The organism is Catellatospora tritici (assembly GCF_019083965.1).
In the GTDB taxonomy this organism is placed as follows: domain Bacteria; phylum Actinomycetota; class Actinomycetes; order Mycobacteriales; family Micromonosporaceae; genus Catellatospora; species Catellatospora tritici.
The window spans coordinates 71,492-93,257 of sequence record NZ_JAHRCY010000006.1; the positions used below are offsets into that span (position 1 = coordinate 71,492).

24 protein-coding genes are annotated in these 21,766 nt (G+C 72.6%); 9 read left to right on the forward strand and 15 right to left on the reverse strand.

The window, feature by feature from the left end:
- Position 1: 1 nt before the first annotated feature.
- Positions 2-706, forward strand: a complete 705-nt coding sequence (locus tag KUA19_RS15075) for a flagellar basal body-associated FliL family protein (protein WP_217393562.1) — start codon at positions 2-4, stop codon at positions 704-706.
- An 86-nt stretch (positions 707-792) separates the two neighbouring features.
- Here KUA19_RS15075 and KUA19_RS15080 read toward each other — a convergent pair whose 3' ends face one another.
- The gene (locus KUA19_RS15080; protein ID WP_217393560.1) at positions 793-1,170 is read right to left on the reverse strand and encodes a VOC family protein; all 378 of its coding nucleotides are present in this window, start codon (positions 1,168-1,170) and stop codon (positions 793-795) included.
- 73 nt (positions 1,171-1,243) lie between these two features.
- On the opposite strand from KUA19_RS15080, the gene KUA19_RS15085 reads away from it, so the two are divergent.
- Positions 1,244-1,777, forward strand: a complete 534-nt coding sequence (locus KUA19_RS15085; RefSeq protein ID WP_217393559.1) for a hypothetical protein — start codon at positions 1,244-1,246, stop codon at positions 1,775-1,777.
- 15 nt (positions 1,778-1,792) lie between these two features.
- Here KUA19_RS15085 and KUA19_RS15090 read toward each other — a convergent pair whose 3' ends face one another.
- Positions 1,793-2,479 carry an iron-dependent transcriptional repressor DtxR gene (locus KUA19_RS15090; RefSeq protein ID WP_217393557.1) on the reverse strand — a complete coding sequence of 229 codons (687 nt, stop codon included), beginning with the start codon at positions 2,477-2,479 and terminating at the stop codon, positions 1,793-1,795.
- Between the two features lie 206 nt (positions 2,480-2,685).
- Here KUA19_RS15090 and KUA19_RS15095 point away from each other — a divergent pair, with 206 nt between their 5' ends.
- The 3 genes from KUA19_RS15095 to KUA19_RS15105 are packed head-to-tail and all read left to right on the forward strand — an operon-like array spanning position 2,686 to position 7,163.
- Entirely contained in the window at positions 2,686-3,504 is an 819-nt protein-coding gene (locus KUA19_RS15095; RefSeq protein ID WP_217393555.1) for a sulfurtransferase, read from the forward strand.
- Positions 3,501-4,676 (forward strand): acetoin utilization protein AcuC, encoded by a 1,176-nt coding sequence (locus KUA19_RS15100; RefSeq protein WP_217393553.1) that lies wholly within the window; start codon positions 3,501-3,503, stop codon positions 4,674-4,676. Before KUA19_RS15095 ends, KUA19_RS15100 begins: the two co-directional genes overlap by 4 nt.
- A 3-nt stretch (positions 4,677-4,679) precedes the next feature.
- A complete protein-coding gene (locus tag KUA19_RS15105; protein WP_308167245.1) occupies positions 4,680-7,163 on the forward strand; it encodes a GNAT family N-acetyltransferase in 2,484 nt (827 codons plus the stop codon).
- Positions 7,164-7,321: 158 nt separating this feature from the next.
- On the opposite strand, the gene sigB is transcribed toward KUA19_RS15105, so the two are convergent.
- Positions 7,322-8,317, reverse strand: coding sequence for an RNA polymerase sigma factor SigB (gene sigB / locus KUA19_RS15110; protein WP_217396626.1), 996 nt, complete (start codon positions 8,315-8,317; stop codon positions 7,322-7,324).
- Positions 8,318-8,447: 130 nt separating this feature from the next.
- Between sigB and KUA19_RS15115 the strand changes: the two genes are divergently transcribed.
- Positions 8,448-9,233 (forward strand): sporulation protein, encoded by a 786-nt coding sequence (locus KUA19_RS15115; RefSeq protein WP_217396627.1) that lies wholly within the window; start codon positions 8,448-8,450, stop codon positions 9,231-9,233.
- Positions 9,234-9,309: 76 nt separating this feature from the next.
- Here the strand turns inward: KUA19_RS15115 and dtd are convergent, their stop codons facing one another.
- Together dtd and KUA19_RS15125 are read right to left on the reverse strand one after the other, a co-directional pair.
- Positions 9,310-9,732 (reverse strand): D-aminoacyl-tRNA deacylase, encoded by a 423-nt coding sequence (gene dtd, locus KUA19_RS15120; RefSeq protein WP_217396628.1) that lies wholly within the window; start codon positions 9,730-9,732, stop codon positions 9,310-9,312.
- Positions 9,733-9,828: 96 nt separating this feature from the next.
- A complete protein-coding gene (locus tag KUA19_RS15125; RefSeq protein WP_217396629.1) occupies positions 9,829-11,325 on the reverse strand; it encodes a DUF7782 domain-containing protein in 1,497 nt (498 codons plus the stop codon).
- On the opposite strand from KUA19_RS15125, the gene KUA19_RS15130 reads away from it, so the two are divergent.
- A complete protein-coding gene (locus KUA19_RS15130; RefSeq protein ID WP_217396630.1) occupies positions 11,324-11,887 on the forward strand; it encodes a VanZ family protein in 564 nt (187 codons plus the stop codon). The two genes, KUA19_RS15125 and KUA19_RS15130, sit on opposite strands and share 2 nt — an antisense overlap.
- A gap of 43 nt (positions 11,888-11,930) precedes the next feature.
- Here the strand turns inward: KUA19_RS15130 and KUA19_RS15135 are convergent, their stop codons facing one another.
- Positions 11,931-13,265 (reverse strand): LamG domain-containing protein, encoded by a 1,335-nt coding sequence (locus KUA19_RS15135; RefSeq protein ID WP_217396631.1) that lies wholly within the window; start codon positions 13,263-13,265, stop codon positions 11,931-11,933.
- Positions 13,266-13,415: 150 nt separating this feature from the next.
- Here KUA19_RS15135 and KUA19_RS15140 point away from each other — a divergent pair, with 150 nt between their 5' ends.
- Positions 13,416-13,997: an HhH-GPD-type base excision DNA repair protein gene (locus KUA19_RS15140; RefSeq protein ID WP_217396632.1), complete on the forward strand. Its 582-nt coding sequence runs from the start codon at positions 13,416-13,418 to the stop codon at positions 13,995-13,997.
- A 33-nt stretch (positions 13,998-14,030) separates the two neighbouring features.
- On the opposite strand, the gene KUA19_RS15145 is transcribed toward KUA19_RS15140, so the two are convergent.
- On the reverse strand, positions 14,031-15,476 hold the full coding sequence (locus KUA19_RS15145; RefSeq protein WP_217396633.1) for an ATP-binding protein: 1,446 nt from the start codon (positions 15,474-15,476) through the stop codon (positions 14,031-14,033).
- Positions 15,477-15,614: 138 nt separating this feature from the next.
- Here KUA19_RS15145 and KUA19_RS15150 point away from each other — a divergent pair, with 138 nt between their 5' ends.
- Positions 15,615-16,493: an AraC family transcriptional regulator gene (locus KUA19_RS15150; protein ID WP_217396634.1), complete on the forward strand. Its 879-nt coding sequence runs from the start codon at positions 15,615-15,617 to the stop codon at positions 16,491-16,493.
- A 99-nt stretch (positions 16,494-16,592) separates the two neighbouring features.
- Here KUA19_RS15150 and KUA19_RS15155 read toward each other — a convergent pair whose 3' ends face one another.
- The 8 genes from KUA19_RS15155 to KUA19_RS15190 form a co-directional block, all read right to left on the reverse strand.
- Complete coding sequence (locus tag KUA19_RS15155) at positions 16,593-17,150, reverse strand: class I SAM-dependent methyltransferase (RefSeq protein ID WP_217396635.1); 558 nt, start codon at positions 17,148-17,150, stop codon at positions 16,593-16,595.
- Between the two features lie 74 nt (positions 17,151-17,224).
- Positions 17,225-17,608, reverse strand: a complete 384-nt coding sequence (locus tag KUA19_RS15160) for a glycine-rich domain-containing protein (protein WP_217396636.1) — start codon at positions 17,606-17,608, stop codon at positions 17,225-17,227.
- Between the two features lie 52 nt (positions 17,609-17,660).
- Positions 17,661-18,131, reverse strand: a complete 471-nt coding sequence (locus KUA19_RS15165) for a GNAT family N-acetyltransferase (protein WP_217396637.1) — start codon at positions 18,129-18,131, stop codon at positions 17,661-17,663.
- 2 nt (positions 18,132-18,133) lie between these two features.
- Positions 18,134-18,481, reverse strand: coding sequence for a type II toxin-antitoxin system PemK/MazF family toxin (locus tag KUA19_RS15170; RefSeq protein WP_217396638.1), 348 nt, complete (start codon positions 18,479-18,481; stop codon positions 18,134-18,136).
- Positions 18,468-18,704, reverse strand: coding sequence for a ribbon-helix-helix domain-containing protein (locus KUA19_RS15175; protein ID WP_217396639.1), 237 nt, complete (start codon positions 18,702-18,704; stop codon positions 18,468-18,470). The genes KUA19_RS15170 and KUA19_RS15175 overlap by 14 nt, the downstream gene beginning before the upstream one ends.
- Before the next feature lie 34 nt (positions 18,705-18,738).
- On the reverse strand, positions 18,739-19,272 hold the full coding sequence (locus KUA19_RS15180) for a hypothetical protein (RefSeq protein WP_217396640.1): 534 nt from the start codon (positions 19,270-19,272) through the stop codon (positions 18,739-18,741).
- 69 nt (positions 19,273-19,341) lie between these two features.
- A complete protein-coding gene (locus KUA19_RS15185) occupies positions 19,342-20,916 on the reverse strand; it encodes an MFS transporter (RefSeq protein WP_308167457.1) in 1,575 nt (524 codons plus the stop codon).
- Between the two features lie 4 nt (positions 20,917-20,920).
- Complete coding sequence (locus KUA19_RS15190; RefSeq protein WP_217396641.1) at positions 20,921-21,625, reverse strand: LppX_LprAFG lipoprotein; 705 nt, start codon at positions 21,623-21,625, stop codon at positions 20,921-20,923.
- Between the last annotated feature and the right edge of the window lie 141 nt (positions 21,626-21,766).

Here is a 21,766-nt window from a genome sequence, read left to right on the forward strand (position 1 = left end):
CGTGTCCCAGCCTCCCACCCCGGAGTACCCCCCGCCGTACCCGACCCAGCCGCAGTACCCGACCCAGCCGATCGCGCCGCCGAAGAAGTCCAAGGCGGGCCTGATCATCGGCATCGTCGTCGTCGTGCTGCTGCTGTGCATCGGCGGCGTCGTCGGCGTGTTCTTCCTGGCCAAGGACAAGGTCGAGGACGCGGTCCAGGACGTCAACGACGCGGTCGCCTCGGCCCAGGCCCAGCTGCCGACCAAGAAGACCACCGTCGTCGCGCCGGACAAGCTCGGTGGCCGCGCCCCGGTCGAGCAGGCTGAGCTCAAGTCGCTGTCGGAGACCATGAAGTCGGGCCTGTCGTCCGCGGTCCCCGGCGCCTCGAACGTGGTGGCGGGCTTCTACGGCGACCCCGCCAAGCAGGACATGGTCATGCTGTTCGCCGCGGCGGCGAAGATGGGCAACCCGGAGAAGGAGCTCGACGAAGCCTTCAAGGGCATGGGCACCTCCGGCCTGACCGCCACCGACCTCGCCTCGGTCGACCCGGGCCCGCTGGGCGGCTCGGCCAAGTGTGGCTCGGCCACGACCGCCGGTGTCGACCTCGCGGTCTGCGCCTGGGCCGACAACGGCAGCCTCGGCATGTTCGTCTGGTACTTCAAGTCCGTCGACGACATCAAGACCGAGTTCGTGACGCTGCGCGGCCAGGTCGAGCAGCAGAGCTGAACCGCCGCCATGCCCGGTCGGACCGTGTCCGGCCGGGCATGGCCGTGTCCGGGCATCGCCGGGTCCAGCCGGGCCGCCCGACACGGTCAGGCGTTCTGCCACAGTCCGAGGGGGTTGCCCTCGGTGTCGACGACGTACGCCGTGAACCCCATCTCGCCGACCGGCTGCCGCTCCTGCAGCACCGCGCCGCCCAGCGCGACGACCTTGGCCAGGGCGGTGTCGATGTCCTCGACCTCGACCGTGATCATCGGCTGGGTCACCGGCGCCTCGCGCCGGGTCATGCCGCCGTTGATGGACCCGGGTTCGGCGGGCATACCCCGGTCGTCGGTGCGGGTGGTGCGCACCCAGATGTAGTCGAACCCCGGCATGTCGTCCAGCTGCCAGCCGAAGGCGTCCGTGTAGAAGGTCCGGGCCCGCTCCACGTCGTCGACGGGCACCTCGAAATGCACCACTTTGCCGGTCATGGGACCAGGCTAGGCAGGTCCGACCCGGCTCGGGCGACTTTCGGCGGACCGGCCCGGCCGCTAGGTTGTTCGGGTGCGAACGACGGTGCTGACCCTGGCGATCGGCGCGACCCTGCTCGCGGGCTGCTCCGGCCCGGCCGAAGCCGAGCCCGACGCGACCCCGTCGGTGCCGGTGCGCGCCACGGTCGCCGCCGGGGGTGCCTGCCGCCTGCTCGACCACGACCGCATCACGCGCAGCCTCGGGCTGGACCTCACCGTCGCCGGGTCGGCCAAGCAGGGCAAGACCAACACGTGTGTGGCCCGCCAGGCCGACACCCCGCTGCCCGAGCTGAGCCTGTCGGTCACGCCCACCACCGCCGACGTGGCCGTGTTCAAGGACACCATTCCGCCGGACGGGGCCAGCACGGTCACCGAGCTGGGCCGGGCCGCCTACCAAGCGGTGCGGCCCGCAGCCTCGGGCCGCGGGCCGTACGTGGAGATCGGGTGGTTGGCGGGCAACGCCCGCCTGATGCTGCTCAAGGTGACCCTGCCCAAGGGTGGCGACTCGGCCGGGCTCGCCCCGAAACTGGTCGATCTCGCGCGCGAGATCGACCGGGCCGGTATCTAGCGAGCCGGGCCCGACCTAGCGGGACGTCGAGACGAACACCCGCGAGGCGACCTCGCGGGGCAGGCGCACCGGCTCGCCGCCGTGGTCGATGGCGACGCCGTCGCGCTCCTGCGCCACGGTGACCGTGGCACCCGGGTCGACCCCGGCGGAGTGCAGCTGGCGCAGCACCTCGGAGTCGGTCTGCACGCTCTCGCAGATCCGCCGCACCACGACCTGGCCGGTCAGGCCGGGGAAGGCCAGATTGCGCTCGGGGTCGTTGCCGACGGACTCGCGCGGGCTGGTGTCCAGCGCGTCCAGGCCCGGGATCGGGTTGCCGTAGGGCGAGCGGGTCGGCCGGTTCAGCAGGTCGTAGACCCGCTTCTCGACCGCGTCGCTCATCACGTGCTCCCAGCGGCAGGCCTCCTCGTGGGCCTCCTCGTACGGCATGCCGATGACGTTGACCAGCAGCAGCTCGGCGAGGCGGTGCTTGCGCATGACAGCGACGGCATGCGCCCGGCCGGCCTCGGACAGCTGCAGGTGGCGGTCGGTCTCCACGACGGTGAGCAGCCCGTCGCGCTCCATCCGGGCCACGGTCTGGCTCACGGTCGGGCCGCTCTGGTGCAGCCGTTCGGCGATGCGGGCGCGCAGGGGCGGCACGCCCTCCTCCTCGAGCTCGAGGATCGTGCGCAGGTACATCTCGGTGGTGTCAATGAGGTCGGACATGAAATGGTCCTCTCCAAGTCGCTGGAAGCGATTCTATTGCGCGTCACCGCAGTGACACCTTCCAGGTGCAACCGGTTGATCATGCGGCGTCCGGCCGGGTTCGTCATCTCGGGAAGAGCGCAGTGCGCCCGCCGCAGTGTGGCAGGTGGGACCGACGGTTCGCGCCGACACGCGTGGGCCCGGTGCGATGGTGTTGACTTGCTTGTGTGCGTACACCTCTGATCAGTGCGACGGACCTGACGGCGCTGCTGCGCGAGCCCGCGCCGCCCACCCTGCTGGACGTGCGCTGGCGGCTGTCCGGGCCGCCGGGGCGTGACGACTACGACACCGGCCACGTGCCGGGCGCGGTCTTCGTCGACCTCGACCGGGACCTGTGCGGCCCGCCCGGCTCCGGCGGGCGCCACCCGCTGCCCCACCCGCAGGCCCTGGAGGGCGCACTGCGCGCCGCGGGCCTGCGCGAGAACCACCCCGTCGTGGTCTACGACGGCGGCGACGGCCTGGCCGCGGCACGCGCCTGGTGGACGCTGCGCTGGGCCGGGGTGGCCGACGTACGGGTGCTCGACGGCGGCTTCCCGGCCTGGACGGCCGCCGGTGGCGCGGTCGCGGCCGACCAGCCCTCGGTCACCCGGGGCGACGTGGTGGTGCGACCGGGCGGCCTGCCGGTGCTCGACGCCGACTCCGCCGCCGACCTGACCCGGCACGGCGTGCTGCTCGACGCGCGCGCCGCGGCCCGGTTCCGGGGCGAGACCGAGCCGGTCGACCCGGTCGCCGGGCACATCCCGGGGGCACGGAACCTGCCCTACGGCGAGCTGGTCAACGCCGACGGCACGCTGCGCGAGAACCTGGCCGAGATCTTCGCCGAGTTCGACGGCGAGCCGGTCGGGGCGTACTGCGGCTCGGGCGTGACCGCCGCGCACACCGTGCTGGCGCTGCACGCGGCCGGGCGCACCGACGCCGCGCTGTACGTCGGCTCGTGGAGCCACTGGATCACCGACCCGGCCCGCCCGATCGGGACGGGCGAATGAACTCGCTGGTGGTGTGGAGCGACAAGCTCCTGGCCTACAACCTGGGCGACCATCCGCTGGATCCGGTGCGGGTCGAGCTCACCATGGCGCTGGCCCGCGAACTGGGCGTGCTCGACCGGCCGGGCGTGCGCAAGGTCACGCCCGAGCCCGCCACCGAGGACGAGCTGCTGCGCGTGCACCGGCGCGACTACCTGGAGGCGGTCAGGGCCGCCCCCGACGACCCGTTCTTCCGGGGATACGGCCTCAACACCCCCGACAACCCGGTCTTCGACGGCATGCACGAGGCGTCCGCGCTGGTCTGCGGCGCGACGCTGGCCGCCGCGCGGGCGGTGTGGCGCGGCGAGGTCCAGCGCGCGGTGAACGTCTCGGGCGGCCTGCACCACGCCATGCCCGCCCGCGCCGCCGGATTCTGCGTGTACGACGACCCGGCCGTCGCCATCGCCGACCTGCTCGACCAGGGCGCGCAGCGGATCGCCTACGTCGACATCGACGTGCACCACGGCGACGGGGTGCAGGAGATCTTCTACGACGACCCGCGCGTGCTCACGGTCAGCCTGCACGAGTCCCCGCTGACCCTGTTCCCGGGCACCGGTTTCCCCGACGAGACCGGCGGCCCCCGCGCCGAGGGCAGCGCGGTGAACCTGGCCCTGCCCGCGGGCACCGGCGACGCCGGCTGGCTGCGCGCGTTCCACGCGGTGGTGCCGTCGGTGCTGCGCACGTTCCGGCCGCAGCTGATCGTGCTGCAGGCCGGGGCGGACAGCCACCGGCTCGACCCGTTGGCCAACCTGCGGCTCAGCGTGGACGGGCAGCGGGCGGCGCAGCTGGCCGTACGGGAGCTGGCCGACGAGCTGTGCGACGGGCGCCTGGTCGCCACCGGCGGCGGCGGGTACGCCCTGGTCGAGGTGGTGCCCCGGACCTGGACCCACCTGCTGGCGATGATCACCGGCGAGCCGCTGGACCCGGCCACGCCCACCCCGCAGGCGTGGCGCGACCTCGCCGAGCGGCTGCGCCCCGGCCGGGTCGTGCCCGCGACGCTGAGCGACGGCGGCACGCCGAAGTACACGCCGTGGCAGCCCGAGGCCGAGGCCGACCCGCTGGACCGGGCCATCATGGCGACGCGGCGGGCGGTCTACCCGCTGCACGGGCTCGACCCGCACGACCCGAGGGACTGAGCGGTGCGCAGCGCGGACGTCCTGCTCGCCGACGGCACGGCGGTCCACCTGCGCCAGGTGGAGCCGAGCGACGCCGACGCGGTGGTGGCGATGCACGCCCGGTTCTCCGAGCGCACCCGCTACCTGCGCTACTTCTCGCCGTACCCCCGGATTCCCGCCCGTGACCTGCACCGGTTCGTCAACGTCGACCACGTCGACCGGGAGGCGTTCGTGGTCGCCGTCGGCGACCGGCTGGTCGCGGTCGGCCGCTACGAACGCCTCGGCGAGAACGCGCCCGTCGCCGAGGTCGCGTTCGTGGTCGAGGACGCCTACCAGGGCCGCGGCGTCGGCTCGGTGCTGCTGGAGTACCTGGCCGCCGCCGCGGGCGAGGTCGGCATCAGCCGGTTCGTGGCCGAGGTGCTGCCGGAGAACGGCGCCATGCTGCGGGTGTTCACCGACGCCGGATACGAGGTCAGCCGCAAGTTCGCCGACGGCGTGGTGGCGCTGACGTTCCCGGTCGCGCCGACCGAGCGGTCCCGGGCCGTGCAGGCCGACCGCGAGCAGCGCACCGAGGCCCGCTCGGTGGCGCGGCTGCTGCGCCCCGGCGCGGTCGCGGTCTACGGCGCCAGCTCGGCCGGGCACGGCGTCGGCGCGGCGGTGCTGGCCCACCTGCGCGGCGCCGGGTTCGCCGGGCCGATCCACGAGATCCACCCCAAAGGCCTGCTCACCTCGGTATCGCAGGTGGACGGGCCGGTGGACCTGGCCGTCGTCGCGGTGCCGCCGTCGGCGATCGCGGACGTGGTCGCCGACGCGGCCGCCGCGGGCGTGCACGGGCTGCTGACCCTCACCGAGCTGGACCCGGCCGCGCGGCGCGAGCTGGTCCGGTCGGCGCGGGCCGCGGGCATGCGGGTGATCGGGCCCGGCAGCCTGGGCGTCGCCGACGCCACGGTACGGCTCAACGCCACGCTCGTGCCCCGCCTGCCCTGGCCCGCCCCGCCCGCGCCGCCGGGCCGGGTCGGCCTGTTCTGTCACTCCGGCACCCTCGGCCTGCTGCTGCTCGCCGAGGCCGACCGCCGGGGCCTGGGCGTGTCCGGGTTCGTCAGCGCGGGCCGCCGCGCCGACGTCTCCGGCAACGACCTGCTCCAGTTCTGGGCCCAGGACCCGCACACCGACGTGATCGCGATGTACCTGGAGACCTTCGGCAACCCGCGCAAGTTCGCCCGCATCGCCCGTGCCGTCGGGCGGCACCGGCCGATCGTGATGCTCGCCGGGCACACCGGCATCGGCGGCTCCGCGCTCGATGACGCCGCCATGCAGGCGCTGCGCGCCCACTCCGGCGTGATCGAGGTCGGCACCGTCGGCGAGCTGTTCGACGTGGCGATGGTGCTGGCGAGCCAGCCGGTGCCCACCGGCGAGCGCATCGGCGTCATCGCCAACGCGTTCCCGCTGGCCGCGCTGGCCGCCGCCGAGATCCGCGCGACCGGGCTGCCGGTCGGCCGCTCCGGTGCCGTCGGGCCTGGGGCGAGCCCGGCCGAGTTCGCCGCGGCCGTGCGCGGCGTCGTGCACAGCGACGACGTGGACGCGCTGGTCGTGGTCGTGGCGCCGCCGCTGCCGACCGGGCCGTTGGCCGCCGACCAGAGCGTGGAGACGGAGCTGCTGGCGCCGTACGCGGCGGCGCTGGCCGAGGCGGTGGCGGAGTCGGACAAGCCGGTGGTGGCGAGCTTCCTGGCCGGGCAGGGGCCTGCCGGGGTGCCGTCGTTCCGGTCCATCGAGGAGGCGGTGCGGGCGCTGGCCCAGGTGATCCGGCGCGCCGCCTGGCTGCGGGTGCCCCCGGGCACGCTGCCGCCCGCCCCACCCGGCGCCGATCCGGACGCGTCGACGGTCGAGGGGTTGCTCGCGTCGTACGGCGTGGACGTGGTCGGGTCCGTGCGAGCCAGGGGTGCCGAGGAGGTGGCCGCCGCGGTCACGGCGGCCGGGGTGCCGGTGGCGTTGAAGGTGGCCGACCGGCCGCACCGGATCGACCTCGGCGCCGTACGCCTCAACGTGGCCGGACCGCAGGAGGCCCGCCGTGCCTACGCCGACCTCGAGCAGCTGTTCGGGGCGGGGGTGGAGGTGCTGGTGCAGCCGATGGTGGCGCCCGGGGTGGCGGTGGTGGTCGAGGTCGTCGACGATCCGGCGTTCGGGCCGGTGGTCGGGTTCGGGCTGGGCGGGCCGGTGACCGAGCTGGTCGGCGACCGGGCCTGGCGGGCGGCGCCGCTCACCGACGCCGACGCGGCCGCCCTGGTCCGGGCACCGAGAGCGTTCCCGCTGCTGCACGGGTCCGACCTGGACGCGCTGGCGCAGCTGCTGGTGCGGGTGGGGCAGCTGGCCGACGAGGCGCCCCGGCTGCGCCGGCTGACGCTGAACCCGGTGCTGGTACGGGCCACGGGCCTGTCGGTGCTGCACGCGAGCGCCGAACTCGCCGAACCCCAGCCCCGCCCTGACACCGGCCCCCGCCACCTGCGCTGACACCCCCGCCCCGCCGACCCCGCCCCGTACTTAAATTGACGCTGGCCTATCTAGTGGACGATTTGTGGAAATCCGTCCACTAGATAGGCCAGCGTCAATGCTAGGTGGGGCCGGGGCAGCCGCGGTGACGCCCCCGCCGGAGCAGTAGGCGCTCCGGGTCAGGCGGCGTAGACCGACAGGCGCTCGGCGCGGTCGCCGCTGCGGAGCTTGAGCAGGGTGGTCTTCTCGATCTGGCGGATGCGCTCGCGGGACAGGCCGAACTCCTTGCCGACCTCGTCCAGGGTGCGCTGGCGGCCGTCGTCCAGGCCGAAGCGCAGCCGGATGACCTCCTGCTCGCGCTGCGACAGGGTGGCCAGCACGATCTCCACCTCGTCGCGCAGCTGCCCCTGGGCCAGCGCGTCGGCGGCGTCGCCCCGGGGGTCGACGGCGGCGACGAAGTCGCCCAGCGCGCTCTCGCCGTCCTCGCCGACGGCCTGGTCCAGGCTCACCGGCTCCCGGTCGTACGAGATGAGCTCGATGACCTGGTATTCCGGCACGTCCAGCGCCTGCGCGATCTGCGCGATGGACGGCTCGCGGCCCAGCGCGGTGGCGAGGTCGCGGCGCACCCGGACCATGCGGTTGACCTGCTCCACCATGTGCACCGGGATGCGGATGGTGCGGGCCTGGTCGGCCATGGCGCGGGTGATGGCCTGCCGGATCCACCAGGTGGCGTACGTGGAGAACTTGTAGCCCTTGGTGTAGTCGAACTTCTCGACGGCGCGGATCAGACCGAGGTTGCCCTCCTGGATCAGGTCCAGGAACGCCATGCCGCGGCCGGTGTAGCGCTTGGCGATGCTGACCACCAGGCGGAGGTTCGCCTCCAGCAGGTGATCCTTGGCGGCCTTGCCCTCGCGGACCACGATCTCGAGATCGCGGCGCAGGGTCTCGGCGCGGGGGTCGTCCTCGGACTCCAGGATGTACTCGGCCATCAGGCCGGCCTCGATCCGGCGGGCCAGCACCACCTCCTGCTCGGCGGTGAGCAGCTTGGTGCGTCCGATCAGGTTCAGGTACGCCCGGACGAGGTCGGTGGAGACACCGCGGTCGTCCGTCTCGTCCAGATCAACCGTGATCTCGGTCACGCTGGCGATGTCCATGGTCTCGACGTTCTCGGTCATTGCCGTTCCTCCCCGTGTTCCCTTGCACCGCTGTGCCGAAGTGGCAACTGTCTGACAGCTTGGTGCATGGCGCGTGAGGCGGCGGTGAGACGATTCTCGGATTCGGCGGACACAGACTCGGGGAGGACGTGTGGTCGTGCAGCGCCTGATGCGGTTGTTCGGGGTCGGTGGCCCAACGGTTCGTACGGAGTTGTCGGTGTCGCGGGCCAAGCCCGGTGGCAGGCTCAAGGGCACGGTCGAGGTGACCGGCGGCGACCACCAGGTCACCATCGGGTACGTGGCCCTGGCGCTGGTCGCCGACGTGGGGGTGGAGGGCGGCCTGCCGGGACGGGTGTCCACGGTGGAGTTCCACCGTCAGCGGGTGGTGGAGGGCTTCACCCTGGCCGCGCGGGAGCGCCGCGTCTTCGACGTCACCTTCGACGTGCCGCTGGAGACGCCGCTCACCCGCGCCTTCGGGCAGCAGCTCGCCGGGATGAAGGTGGGGTTGCGCACCGAGCTGGAGGTGGCGCGGGAGGTGGACCGTACCGACGAGGATCCGGTCGAGATCGACCCGACGCCCGCCCAGCAGCACATCCTGGACACGCTGGTGCAGCTGGGCTTCCAGTTCGCCAAGGCCGACCTGGAACGGGGCCGCCTGCGCAGCCTGCCCCAGACGCTGCCCTTCTACCAGGAGATCGAGTTCCTACCCGGTCCCGCCTACGCCCAGCACCTGCGCAACCTGGAGGTCAGCTTCGTCACCACCGACCGCAAGCTGCACGTGGTGCTCGAACTTGACCGCCGCGTCGGCCTGCTCGCCGACCGTGACATCTTCGGCCGCTTCACCGTCGACCCCGCCACCATCGCCGACACCGACTGGAAAGCCCTCCTCCAGGACTGGCTGACCCAGTCCACCACCCGCCGAGGCCCCCTCCTCTGACGCGTTGATCATGAACTTATGGCACGGCTCGACGGTGTGTCGTGTGCACGGCTTCCTGATCGACTCGCGGGATGGACTAGAGGTCAAGGATGACGGTGTTGGGGCCGTTGTTGACGCTTTCGACCAGCATGTGGGTGCGGAAGCGGCCGGTCTCGACGGTGGCGCGCCGGGCGCGCAGCGCCTCGACGAAGGCGGTGAACAGGGGCTCGGCGACCTCTGCGGGGGCCGCCGCCTGCCAGGTGGGGCGGCGGCCTTTGCGGGCGTCGCCGTACAGCGTGAACTGGCTGACCACCAGCAGCGGCGCGTCAATGTCGGAGGCGGAGCGCTCGCCATCGAGGATGCGCAGCTCGTACACCTTGCGGGCCATGGTCTCGACCGTGGCCTGGGTGTCGCTGTGCGTGACGCCCAGCAGCACCAGCAGCCCGTCCTTGATCTCGCCCACGATCTCGTCCGCGACGGTCACCTTCGCCCGGCTGACCGTCTGCACCACCGCTCGCATCCCGCTACCCCCTAGCCGCCATGTTGATCAGGAAGCTGTGCCAACGACACGCCGTCGAACCTTGCCACAAGTTCATGATCGACGGGAAGGAGGGGGCTAGCGGGGGGTGGGGAGGAGGATGCCGCGTTCTACCAGGTGGTCCAGGACGGGGAGGAGGGCTTGGGTGAGGTCGGGCAGGGGGGCGTCGTGGGCGGTGGCCAGGAGGTGGAGCTGGTCGGACAGGGGGAGGGCGCCGGTGGAACCGCTGACCAGGGCGAGGATCAGGGGGTCGATCTCCTCGGTCCAGCGGAGGCCTTCGGGGAGGGTGAGGTACTGGCGGTCCACGGCCCAGCCGTCGTCGCCGATGGTCGCCTCCTGACGCAGTTGCAGGCCGGGGGCGGTGCGGAAGCGGGTGGCGAGCAGGTCTTCGGCGGTACGGGAGTCCAGCCAGTCGCGGCGGGTGAACCACTCGGCGACGCGGTCGCCCAGGGGCGGCTGCACCTGCTGGCGCAGGTCCTCGCAGACCACGGTCGGGTCGGCCTTGCCACTGTGCCGGGCGGTGATCAGGCCGAAGCCGATCGCCTCGACGCCGTGCTCGGCGAACCAGTCGAGCCACTGCGCGGCCCGGTGCGCGTCGTGCCGCTCGCTGGCGTCGGCCAGCCACAGCCGTACATAGTCCAGCGGGTCGCTGACCTCGCGCTGGATCGCCCACACGTCCATGCCGGTGCCCGCGAACCAGCCCGCGACCCGGTCCTCCCAGTCCGCACCGGTCACGTGCACCCAGTTGGCCAGGAACTGCAGCGTGCCACCGGGGTTGAGCAGCGTCGGGGCGGCCGCGGCCAGTTCGGCGCAGATGCCGTCGCCGGCGCGGCCGGAGTCGCGGTACACGTGGGTGGCCGTGCCCGGCCCGACCACGAACGGCGGGTTGCTGACGACCAGGTCGAAGCTGCGGTCGGCGACCGGGGCGAGCATGTCCCCCTGCAGCAGCTCCCAGCTCAGCCCGTTGAGCGCGGCGGTGGTCGCGGCGAAGCGCAGCGCGCGCGGGGACAGGTCGGTCGCGGTGACCGAGGCGGCGTGCGTGCTCAGGTGCAGCGCCTGTACGCCGCAGCCGGTGCCGAGGTCGAGGGCGGTGCCGACCTTGGTGCGTACCGTGGCGGCGGCCAGGGTGGTGGAGGCGCCGCCGACGCCCAGCACGTGGTCGGCGGGCAGCTGGCGGCCGGGCTGGGCGGGCAGGTCGGACAGGACCCACCAGTCGCCGTACGGCTCCAGGTCGACGTTCGCGCGCACCCCGCCGTCCTCCAGCGCCACCATCCCGGCGGCGCGGGCCGCAGACAGCGGCAGTGGCGCCAGCGCCCGTGTGACGGCGAGCTCGGGTTCGGTGACGCTGCAGATGAACAGACGGATCAGCGTGTCCAGCGGGTCGCCGGAGCCGGTGGCGCGCAGCGTGGCGCGGAAGTCGTGCCGGGCGGCGTCGGCGGTGGCGGCCGGTCCGAGGCGGGCGGCGATGCCGTCGGCGGTGAAGCCCGCGGCGGTCAGCGCCGTACGCAGGCGGTCGAGGTCAGCGGGCTCCAGCAGCGTCTGCACTCTGACATCGTGCACTAGTGTCCTGCGCATGATGCAGCAGCTCTGGCAGCGCTGGCACGTCGTGTGGATCACGATGGTGGCGCTGGCCCCACTCATGCTGCTCACGATCGCGACGCTGACGCGGCTGCGGGTGCGCGGCGGGCTCGACCCGGTCCAGGCCCGGCGTCGCTCGCTCGCCGAGGTGCTCGCGGTCGCGGGCACCATTCCGTGGGTATGGATGATCATGACGCCGGTGCAGGTGCCGCCCGACTTCGTCCGGGTGTACCTGATCCCGCTCAGCGACCTGCGCGTGCAGATGATCCAGCCGATCGGCTTCATCGTGCCGCAGATCGTCGGCAACCTGCTGGTGCTGTTCGCGCTCGGGGCCGGTGCGCCGGTGCGCGCGGCGGTGTTCGCCACCCCGTGGCGGCTGTTCGCGCTGGGCGCCGCGTGTTCGTTCGTGCTGGAGGTGGTTCAGCACCTGTTCGTCAGCGGCCGCGTGTTCAGCGTCGACGACATCCTGGTCAACGCGCTGGGCTGCCTGCTCGGCGGCCTGGCCACCCGCCGCTGGTGGGCCACTGCCGTACCCGAACGGGCGGCGGCCCTGCGGTGAGACCACGGGCCGCACCGGCGACGCCGGTGCGGCCCGACCGGCCTTACTGGAGTGCGTGCTGGCAGATCGAAGCCGAGGACAGGGTCCGCTGGCGGGCGTACACGTCGTCGATCATGCCGAGCCAGCTCTCGCCCCCGGCGGCGCGGCCGAGGGTGAAGGGGCCGGTCGCCGCGGTGGCCGTCGTACGGGTCACCGTGCTCTGCTCGCCGCCGCAGTCCCAGCCGCCGCCGACGTAGACGGTCAGCTGCGCGGTGATCGCGTCGTAGGACGCCGCGAGCTCCCGCCACTCGCCGACCGTGGGCGGCATGGCCCCGGACGCGCAGGCGGTCGTCGGAGCGCCGCCAGCTTCGTCGACGACCCCGAAGCACCAGGCGCCGACCCCGGCGTCGTAGTACAGCTTGAAGCCGGTGCCGTCGGCACCCTCCTGGCTGAGCACGGTGCGGTTGCCGTCCAGGCTGGCCGGGTTCACCCAGGCCTGCACGGTGAAGCTGCCGGCGGGGTCGAGCACCGGCCCGGCCGTGGTCACGGCGCCGGGGGCGCCGAACACCACGCCACCCGACCCGTCCACGTACCCGGTGCCGAAGGCGGCCCCGCCCGACAGGGTGGCGTCAGCCGACATCGTGCCGGAGTCGGCCGCGGTCGAGCCGCCGGTCTCGTCCAGCCTCCAGTAGGCGTACCGCAGCGGCGGCGGGCTGACCCAGAACTGGTAGCGGGTGGTGTCGCTGACGTTGCCGGCCGGGTCGATCGCCTGCACGTTGACGACTCTCACCCCGTCTTTGGGGGGCGTGAGCTGCACCGTCGCGGTGCGCTCGCCGGTGCCGCCCGCCGGTGTCACCGTGTTGGAACCGTAGTCGAGGTCCCAGAAGAACGCGGCGGTGTCGGCCGAGGCCGTGGTGAAGGTGAACTCGCCCGGGGTGCCGAGCACGGCCCCCCACTGCCGCTCCGGATACTGCTCGGACCAGACCGACACCGGCTGCGGCCGGTCGGTGTCCACGGTGAGCAGCTGCCACGGCGTCCAGCCGCTGTGCCGACCCTGGGCGTCGTAGGCCCGAGCCCGCCACTGGTACGTCGCGCCGCCGGTCAGGGCCGACTCCGGCACCCGCCAGTCGACCTCACGCGGCACCGGCAGCGGGGCGAGGTCGCCGGTGACGACCGTGGTCGACTTCTTGCCCGCCGTCCGCACCTCGATCTGTGCGCCGAGTTCGCGTCCGGCGGGCCCGGTCAGGCCGAGCAGCACCGTCGGCGTGGTGGTGCGCAGCTGCGCGGGCGAGGCGCAGGCCAGGTAGCACTCGTACCCGCTGAACGGCCGCACCGAGGGCAGCGCCACCGGCACCGGCCCGGCCGCGGCGGGCAGCGCGGCCGCGACGGACAGGCCCACTCCGCACAGTGCGGTTAGGACATGTCTTGATCTGATCATGGTTCAACCCCGTTTCGATGATCTTCCCCGCGCCAAGCTACGGAGCGGCCGTGAGGCGGTCAATGGGCCTGTCGGCCGTACCCGTCCCGCTGGTCTGGCAGGCTGTAGGGCATGACGAAGCTGTGGCTGGCGCAGGAGTCCGACGCGGACAGACTGCTCGCCGAGGACCCGTTCGCGCTGATCCTCGGGATGCTCCTCGATCAACAGCAGCCGCTGGAGAAGGCGTTCAAGGGGCCGTACCTGCTGGCGCAGCGGATGGGGGTGTCCCGGCTCGACCCAGCCGAGATCGCCGCGTACGACCCGGAGCGCTTCGCCGCCATCTACGCGACCCCGCCCGCCATCCACCGCTTCCCCGGCTCGATGGCCGAGCGCAGCCAGAAGCTGGCCAAGGCGATCGTCGACGACTACGACGGCGACACCGCCACGCTGTGGACCGGGGCCAGGGACGGCAAGGACCTGCTCAAGCGCCTCGGGGACCTGCCCGGCTTCGGCAAGATGAAGGCGCAGATCTTCACCGCGCTGCTGGGCAAGCAGTTCGACGTGCAGCCGCAGGGCTGGCGCGAGGCGGCCGGAGCGTACGGCGAGGAGGGCTCGCTGCGCTCGGTCGCCGACATCGTCGACGCCCCCTCGCTGGCCAAGGTGCGCGAGTTCAAGAAGCAGATGAAGGCTGATGCCAAGGCCGCGAAGGGCTAGCCGCGAAAGAGGCTGTGCCAGGGCCGCGAAGGGCTAGTCGTACGCGGCGAGCAGGTCCTCGGGGCCGAGCGTGCGGATGCCGGGCAGGTTGCCGACGACGCGCGACACCGCGAGCAGCGGCGTCTGTGCGTCGGCGCCCGGCAACCGGCGCCGATGGGCGACCAGCTCGCCCAGGTCGTGCACGTCGAATGGGCGCTGCTCCAGCCATTTGATCGAGCCGACCATGGTGATCTGCTTGGCGACCGGTTCACGGTCGGCGCCGACCAGGTCGATCTCGACGTCGTTGGTGCGGGTCCAGTACCCGCCCACGACGGCGGGGGACCCGGGCAACTCTCCGCTGGGCAGCCGGTGCAGCGCCTCGCGCACCAGCGGTTCGACCGCGCGCCCGCGCCAGGTGGTCCAGCCGCTCCGGATGCGGGCCAGCACCAGGTCGCCCCGGCCGCGTTCGATCTCGGGCAGGTGCGGGCCGACGAAGGCCAGCCAGAAGCGGAGGTGCGGATCGGCGACGGCGTAGCGGGTCTCCCGCGAGGGCTGCGTCGACAGCGGCAAGGCCGAGGCGACGACCCGCTTGGTGGCGAGCAGGTTGAGGGCACGGGTCAGCGAGGCCTTGGGGATCTCACCGGCCGCCAGGGCGATGCGGGTGTACGTGCGTTCGCCCGCCCCGATGGCCCCCAACACCAGCCGGGCCTGCGAGTCGGGCGGGAACTCGGCCGCCAGCGCCCGCTCGCCGCTCACCACCAGCGCCGAGGTCGGATCGGCGACCGCTGCGGCCAGGTAGTCCAGCACCCCGGCGCCGTCCCGCCACTCGTCGAGCACCAACGGCAGCCCGCCGGAGACCAGGTAGGCGTCGACGGCTTCGGCGGCGCGGACGCCGAGCATCCGCCCGACCTCGGCCGGGTTGAGCGGGGGCACCACCATCTCGGTGGCGCGCTGGTGGAACGGGCGCCCGTACTCGTTGAGCGCCTCCATCATGGCCAGGTCGGAGCCGATGCAGACGAGCAGCACCGGCAGCCGGGACAGTTCGCGGTCGAACAGCTTCTGCAACGTGCCCTCGAACCCCGGATCGGTCGCCATCAGGTACGGCATCTCGTCGAGCACGACGATGCTCGGCCCGTCGGCGGGCAGCGCGGTGGCCAGCAGCCGCAGCGCGGCGTCCCAGCTCCCGGGGGTCTGGTCGGTGAACAACCCCGCGCCGGGCAGGTCGGACTCGCGGGCGGCCTCGACGAACAGCCGCAGGTCGGCTTCGACCGAAGGCTGTGCGGAGGCGGTGAAGTACAGGTGCGGCACGCCGCTGCGCCCGGCGAACTCCTCGACCAGCCGGGACTTGCCGACCCGGCGCCGCCCGCGCATCAGCAGCGCCCGGCCGGGTCTGCCGGTGCGGCCGCCCTCGCGCACCCGGTCGAGCTGCCGCCGCAGCGCCGCGAGCTCACGCGCGCGCCCCACGAAGCCGTCCACCGCGTCTCCGTCCACCCGTAACATGGTTCCAAGTTTGGAACCCTCATCCGTGAGCGTATCAAGATTGAGCCCTGCCAGCCGACCGGAGCGGGCCAGGAGAAGTCGGGTCCGGGCAGGTCAGCCGCGCCTAGCGTGAACCGCGTCAAGGGAAGGAGTCCGCTGGTGCTGGAACGGCTCAACCAGGCCATGGAGCACATCGAGGCCAACCTCGACCGCGAGATCGACGCGGCCGAGCTGGCGCGGATCGCCACGACGTCGGAGTACCACTTCCGGCGGCTGTTCTCGGCCCTGGCCGGGATCGGCCTATCGGAGTACGTGCGCCGGCGCCGGATGACCGTGGCCGGGGCCGAGGTCCTGTCGGGGCAGCGGACGCTGCTCGACATCGCGGTGCGCTACGGCTACGGCTCGGGCGAGGCGTTCGCGCGCGCGTTCAAGGCCGTGCACGGCGTCGGGCCGGGTGAGGCGCGCCGGGACGGGGCGGTGCTGCGCGCGTACCCGCGGATGTCCTTCCGGCTCATCGTGGAAGGGAGTGGCACCATGCGATATCGGGTGGTGGAGAAGGAGCGGTTCCAGCTGGTCGGCCTGAAGGCGCGGGTCCCGCTGGTGCACGAGGGGATGAACCCGGCGATCGTGGCGTTCCTGAAGGGGATTCCGAAGGAGACGACCGCGCGGATCGAGGCGCTGAGCGACCAGGAGCCGAGCGGGATCGTCAACGTCAGCGCCGGGCTGGGCGAGGACCGGTCCGAGGGCACCGAGCTGGACTACTGGCACGGGGTGGTGACCGGCGCGGACGTGCCCGAGGACCTGGCGGCGCTGCCGGTGGCGGCGGGCACGTGGGCGGTGTTCGAGAGCTCGGGGCCGTTCCCGCAGGCGCTGCAGCATCTGTGGCGGGATGTGTTCACGCAGTGGTTCCCGTCCAACCCGTACCGCAGCAGGCCCGGTCCGGAGATGGTGCGGACCAGGATCTCAACCGACGGCACACAGGCCGACGCGCAGCTGTGGATCCCGGTGGAGCGGGCGGACGGCGACCCGCACCGCTGACGAGTTGGCCCAAACCATCCGTTCGGTGGCTGGAAGCCGCGCCTACCTTTAGCAGGACGCATGAGGGCCCCGACGGCATGGTGCCCGGGGCCCTCTGCGTCACGATGCCCGTCTCGCTCGCATCAGAAAGGTGGGTTGTCCGCGCTCGACGCCGGGCGGCGGGTCGATCACCAGGTGCTCGATGGCCCCGAACCCGTGCGTGTCCAGGCGGTCGCCCCATTCGTCGGGCTCCAGGTCCCAGCGGGCGAGCGCGGATACCCCGTTCATCGGGGACCACGAGAACGCGAGCGTGCCGCGTAGCCGGCGATGGATCGCCGGGAGGAGGACGTCGGGGTCGACGAACCACAGCGCCCCGAACACCGAGTACGCCGCATCGAAGGGCTCCTCGCCATCGCCGTCCTCCAGGAAGGCGACCGCGTCGCCGAGGACCACCCGAAGGTCGGGCCACCGGGTCCGGGCCTGAGCCACCTGCAGAGCCGATACGTCGACTCCGACCCCGTGGTGTCCTGTCGAATGCACATGGGCCAGGTTCCCGCCCTTGCCGCACCCGAGGTCGAGCACCCGGGACCCACGTTCGAGGTTCAGCACTTCGAGGCCGGGGCCATGGTCCGGGTACTGGGTCCAGTTGAACCAGGTGCCGGCCCCGACGGCGTTCACGAGTCGACGAGGCGGGCGCGCCTGCGCGTACCGGTCCCAGTGCTCAGATCCCATGGCCCCAGCCTTTCATCCGTCTACTTCGGGCTGTCGTGGCAGCCCTGGTAGCACTGCGTGCACTCGGTTGCGCTCAGCACCGGCCAGAACTCCAGGTCGACTTCGTGGCCCGCTGCCGCGATCGCGGCGACCGTTCGGGACCGGATCTCGTTGCCCACCTCAGGAAGCCGGGGGTCGTGCTCGCGCTCGTCCTCCGGGATGTGATGGATGTAGCGACCGGCGATCTTGTGGCAGAAGTCGGTGTAGTCGACGGTGCGGACGATGAACGCGTGCCAGAACTGGTCGACGGTGTGCGACGGACCCAGCGGCTCCGACGCCACCGCACAGGCCGCGAGGAAACCGGCCAGTTGGGTGACGCCCCGACGGCTGAAGTCGTCGCTCCACGTCGGCAAGTGCTTCTGCACGTCCTTGACCAGTAGCGCCTAAGTGAAAGAGCTTCCCCGGCGGGCGGCGGGGTCAGGGCACGTAGTCGTCGTCCAGGCTGGTGACCAGGAGCGATTCGGCGGGGTAGAACCCGGCCCGCCGGTAGAACGGCACCGAGCGCTGCGAGGGGCTGAGCAGTACCCGGACCAGCTTCTCGGCTCGGGCGTAGGCCAGTAGGGCGTCCATCATGGCCGCGCCCGCGCCCGCGTCGCGGTGTGCGGGCAGCACGAAGGCGTTGCTGAGGTACCCCCATCGTCCGGCCGGGAAGCCGGGCTTCGGCATGCGGGTGAAGATCACCAGGTTCACCATGCCGATCGCCGTGCCGTCGAGTTCGGCCAGCCAGAACACGCGGTGGCCCGACTCGGCGGCGTACCAGGCGGTGAACTGGGCGTCGAAGTCGGGATCGTCGGTCCCGTGCTGCTCGGCGGTCCAGGCCCGGCGCAGCGAGATCAGCGCCGCCACGTCGTCGGGTCCCGCCTGTCGTACCGTCACCGTCGCCGTCATGATCACAACCCTAGGTGGGTGCGCAGGGCGTCGTCGAGGCGGGCCATCTGCTCGGGTGGGACCGTGCCGACGCGGCGGTGCAGGCGCTGCACCGACACCGTACGCACCTGCTCGGCCTGGGCCTTGGACTCCTGCCGCAGCCCGCACTCGGCGGCGGGCAGCAGCACCTGGAACGGGTACACCCGGTCGGTGCTGGTGGTCACGGGGACCACGGTGACGACGCCGCGGCCGGTGCGCTGGGCGACCCGGTTCGCGGCGTCGTTGCTGACCACGACGGCGGGCCGGACCTTGTCGGCCTCGGCGCCCCGGTGCGGTTCGAGATCGACCAGGTAGACGTCACCGCGGCGCATCGGCGAGCCCGTCGCCGGCGACCTTGTCCCAGCCTGGGCCCGGGGCGTCGGTGCCTTCCTCCCACTCGTCGAAGGCGTCGGCGTACGCGGCTTCCAGGTCCTGCTCGCGGAGCAGGTCTATGGCACGGTGCAGCACCGACGAGCGCGTGGACATGCCGCTGCGCTCGGCGTAGTCGTCGACGAAGTCGACGTCCTCGTCCGGGAGGCTGACGCTGAGCTTCATGACATCGATGCTACCGAGGGTGCCACTGCCGGTGCTACTGAGTCGTCCGCCACGTGGTCAGCGGATCGACGGTCAACATTCCGGGCACCGCAGTCGCTTGCTCGTATGCGGCACGGGCGAACTCGTACGGCCCGATATCCAGCTCTCCCCAGGTGCCGCGGTGCGGCTGGACGAATCCTGACCAGCGGACAGACCTGGCATCGGCGTCGACCCGCGCCAGTAGCGGCCAACACGCCCAGATCTCGCAGGCGCCGCAGCCCAGCAGCGGCACGCGGCCCGCCCACGGCGGCTCGGGGCCGGTGCGGTAGTCGTCGTCCGGCTCGCCGTAGAGCAACCGCGACGGCGCCGCCAGATCAGCGGCGTCGAGGTTGCTGTGCTGGCCGGTGATGTGGTCGCTGCCGTCGTCCGGGTCGGCCTCGAACTCGTACTCGGCCAGCCACAGGTCGCGGGTGGCCTCGGCGGCGATCAACCGCAGGTCGTCGCCATTGACCCGGATGCCCCACCGCCGCTCGGGGGCCCAGTCGTCGGACGGGAGGCTGGGGTAGGTGAAGAAGGCGACGGCGTCCACGCTACGAAGCAGACCAGATCCGGCCGGGGCCGGTCCAGCGGGTTCGTCGTCGCGTGGACGCCGTCGGCGTCAGACCGTGGTGTCGGCCGGTGTGCGCACGGCGGCCGGTTGCGGCGCCGCCGGGGTGGCCGCACGAGGGCGGAGGGCGAGCGCGACCAGGGCGCCGAGCAGGCAGATCGCCGCCGTCGCCACGAAGATCTCCCGGTACTCGGCGCGCAGCGCGTCCTGCAGGGCCGTGGTGTACGCGGCCAGTTGGCGTTTGTACTCGTCCTCGGTCAGCCCGAACGGGAACGGCGTGGCCAGGTCCTTGGTGAACTGCTGGAACCGGTAGAGCCCCCAGGCGGTCAGCCCGGCGACCCCGGCCAGCATGCCCGTCATCCGGGCCACCACCACCGCGGCGGAGGCGACGCCGTGCCGGTCGGCGGGGGCGATGCGCAGCACGATCGCCGACAGCGGCGCGATGACCAGGCCCAGGCCGAGACCGGCGAGCACCAGGTCGGTGTCGAGCCGGGGCAGGGTGAACAGGCCCAGGTCGTGCCGGGCCGCGAGCAGGTCGGCGGGCCAGGCGGCGATCAGCGCGTACGCCCCGGCGGCCAGCAGCAGCCCCAGCACCGTCGGCCAGCGCTCGCCGAGCCGTTTGATCAGCAGGCCGCCGAGGATCGCCCCGACCGGCAGCGCCACCAGGAAGCGGGTCAGCAGCAGGGTGGCCTCGAACGCGTCCACCCGCAGCAGCGTCTGCGCCACCAGCTCGACGTCGACCAGGGTCACCATCAGGGCGGCCCCGGCACACAGGCTCGCGCCGAGCGCGGCCAGGAACGGCCCCATCCGCACCCCGGTCGGGTCGAGCAGCCGGGTGCGGGCCCGCCGCTCCCACAGCACGAACGCGATCAGGGCGACCGCCGCGGCGGCCAGCACCGGCCCGCCCCACGGCGAGAGCATGGTGTGCTGCGGGTCCGGGTTGTACAGGCCGACCACGAGCAACCCGAGCACCAGCGCCAGCAGGAGCCCGCCGACCACGTCGATCTTCCCGCCGCGCGGGGCGGCCGGGTCGCGCCGGGGCACCATGAACCACACCGCGACCGCCGCGACCAGTGCCAGCGGCAGGTTGAGCCAGAAGATGCCGCGCCAGCCGAGCCATGCGGCCACGCCCGCGCCGAACAGCGGGCCGAGCACGGCGCCTAGTTCCTGCGCGGCGCCGACCCAGCCCAGCGCGGTCGGCCGGGAGGCGGGCGGGAACAGGTCGGCGATCAGCGCCATCGTCACGGGCAGCAGCGCCCCGCCGGCCATGCCGGTGATGGCGCGTCCCGCCGTCAGCGGCACCAGGCCGGTGGCGGTGGCGGTCAGCGCCGACCCGGCGGCGAACCCGGCCAGGCAGGCGATGATGACCAGGCGGCGGCCGTACCGGTCGGACAGGCTGCCCAGCAGCGGCATCGCGGCCAGATAGCCGAGCAGGTAGCCGGTGACCAGCGGGGTGGCCCGCTCCAGGTGGTTGATCGGGATGCCGATGTCGGTGATCACCTGGACCAGTACCGAGACCAGCACATACGTGTCGAGGGCGCCGAGCAGTACGGCGAGCCCGCCGACGCCGACGGCCAGGCGGTGGCGCGTCGGCGCGGCGGGCGCGTGAATTTCGGGGGTGGTCACGAGATCAGGACACGGGCGGGGTGACGGTGACCGGGGCGTTGTAGTTCGTGAACGCGACGGTGACCTTGCCCGCCGGGTCGCTGCCGGCGGCGGGCATGTTGAACTCGCCCTTGACCAGCTGCTTGGTGCTCGCGTCCAGCCACAGGTAGCCGGTGACGCCGGCGGGCGCGCCCGGGACCAGTGCGGCGAGCGCGGCCTGGTCCGGCTCGACCTTGACCTTGTAGACGTCGTGGCCGTCGACGGTCTCCTTGGCCTCGGTGGTGGCGCTCTTTACCGTGCTGAGCAGCTTGGCCACGCCGCGGTTCGGGTCCAGGATGGCCGACGGGTCGTAGACGGTGGCGGCGGCCGACAGCGGGAGCTTGGTGTAGCCGCCGGTCGGGCCCTGCAGCCAGAGGTCGCTGCCGAGCATGACGAACTTCGCCTCGAACAGGGCACCGAACTGCTCGATCTTGGCGGAGCCGGTGGCTTCGCCCTTGTTCGTGAGGTCGCCCTCGGCGTGCTTGAGGCTCAGCCCGCTGATCTTGCCGTCGACGTCGATGACGAAGTGGGCCGTCGTCACCGCGGCCATCGCCGTCGCGCCTTCGCCCAGCAACTGCTGGGCGCTGGGCAGCGTCTCGGCGGGCTTGTCGTCGTCCTTGGCGGGCGTGCAGCCGGTGAGGGCGAGGGCGGCTATGGCGAGCGCGGTGAGCGCGAGCTTGGTCCTGGACATACCGCGCATGCTAACGAAGCCCGCCACTGTGCGCCCTTCGGTGGCGCCGACGGCCGCGCTGAGCTGCGCGATTCTCCAGACATGGAACGAACCTTAGAAAAATCGGACTGTTCGGACAGTCCGTGGGTAGCATCACGACGG

Excerpts from the sequence above, each read along its gene's own strand:
- KUA19_RS15080 (WP_217393560.1), bottom strand. The coding sequence starts at position 1,170 with ATGACCGGCAAAGTGGTGCATTTCGAGGTGCCCGTCGACGACGTGGAG.
- KUA19_RS15140 (WP_217396632.1), top strand. The coding sequence starts at position 13,416 with ATGACGAAGCTGTGGCTGGCGCAGGAGTCCGACGCGGACAGACTGCTC.
- sigB (WP_217396626.1), bottom strand. The coding sequence starts at position 8,317 with ATGACCGAGAACGTCGAGACCATGGACATCGCCAGCGTGACCGAGATC.
- KUA19_RS15130 (WP_217396630.1), top strand. The coding sequence starts at position 11,324 with ATGATGCAGCAGCTCTGGCAGCGCTGGCACGTCGTGTGGATCACGATG.
- KUA19_RS15145 (WP_217396633.1), bottom strand. The coding sequence starts at position 15,476 with ATGTTACGGGTGGACGGAGACGCGGTGGACGGCTTCGTGGGGCGCGCG.
- KUA19_RS15170 (WP_217396638.1), bottom strand. The coding sequence starts at position 18,481 with ATGCGCCGCGGTGACGTCTACCTGGTCGATCTCGAACCGCACCGGGGC.
- KUA19_RS15100 (WP_217393553.1), top strand. The coding sequence starts at position 3,501 with ATGAACTCGCTGGTGGTGTGGAGCGACAAGCTCCTGGCCTACAACCTG.
- KUA19_RS15190 (WP_217396641.1), bottom strand. The coding sequence starts at position 21,625 with ATGTCCAGGACCAAGCTCGCGCTCACCGCGCTCGCCATAGCCGCCCTC.
- KUA19_RS15165 (WP_217396637.1), bottom strand. The coding sequence starts at position 18,131 with ATGACGGCGACGGTGACGGTACGACAGGCGGGACCCGACGACGTGGCG.
- KUA19_RS15175 (WP_217396639.1), bottom strand. The coding sequence starts at position 18,704 with ATGAAGCTCAGCGTCAGCCTCCCGGACGAGGACGTCGACTTCGTCGAC.
- dtd (WP_217396628.1), bottom strand. The coding sequence starts at position 9,732 with ATGCGAGCGGTGGTGCAGACGGTCAGCCGGGCGAAGGTGACCGTCGCG.
- KUA19_RS15125 (WP_217396629.1), bottom strand. The coding sequence starts at position 11,325 with ATGCGCAGGACACTAGTGCACGATGTCAGAGTGCAGACGCTGCTGGAG.
- KUA19_RS15090 (WP_217393557.1), bottom strand. The coding sequence starts at position 2,479 with ATGTCCGACCTCATTGACACCACCGAGATGTACCTGCGCACGATCCTC.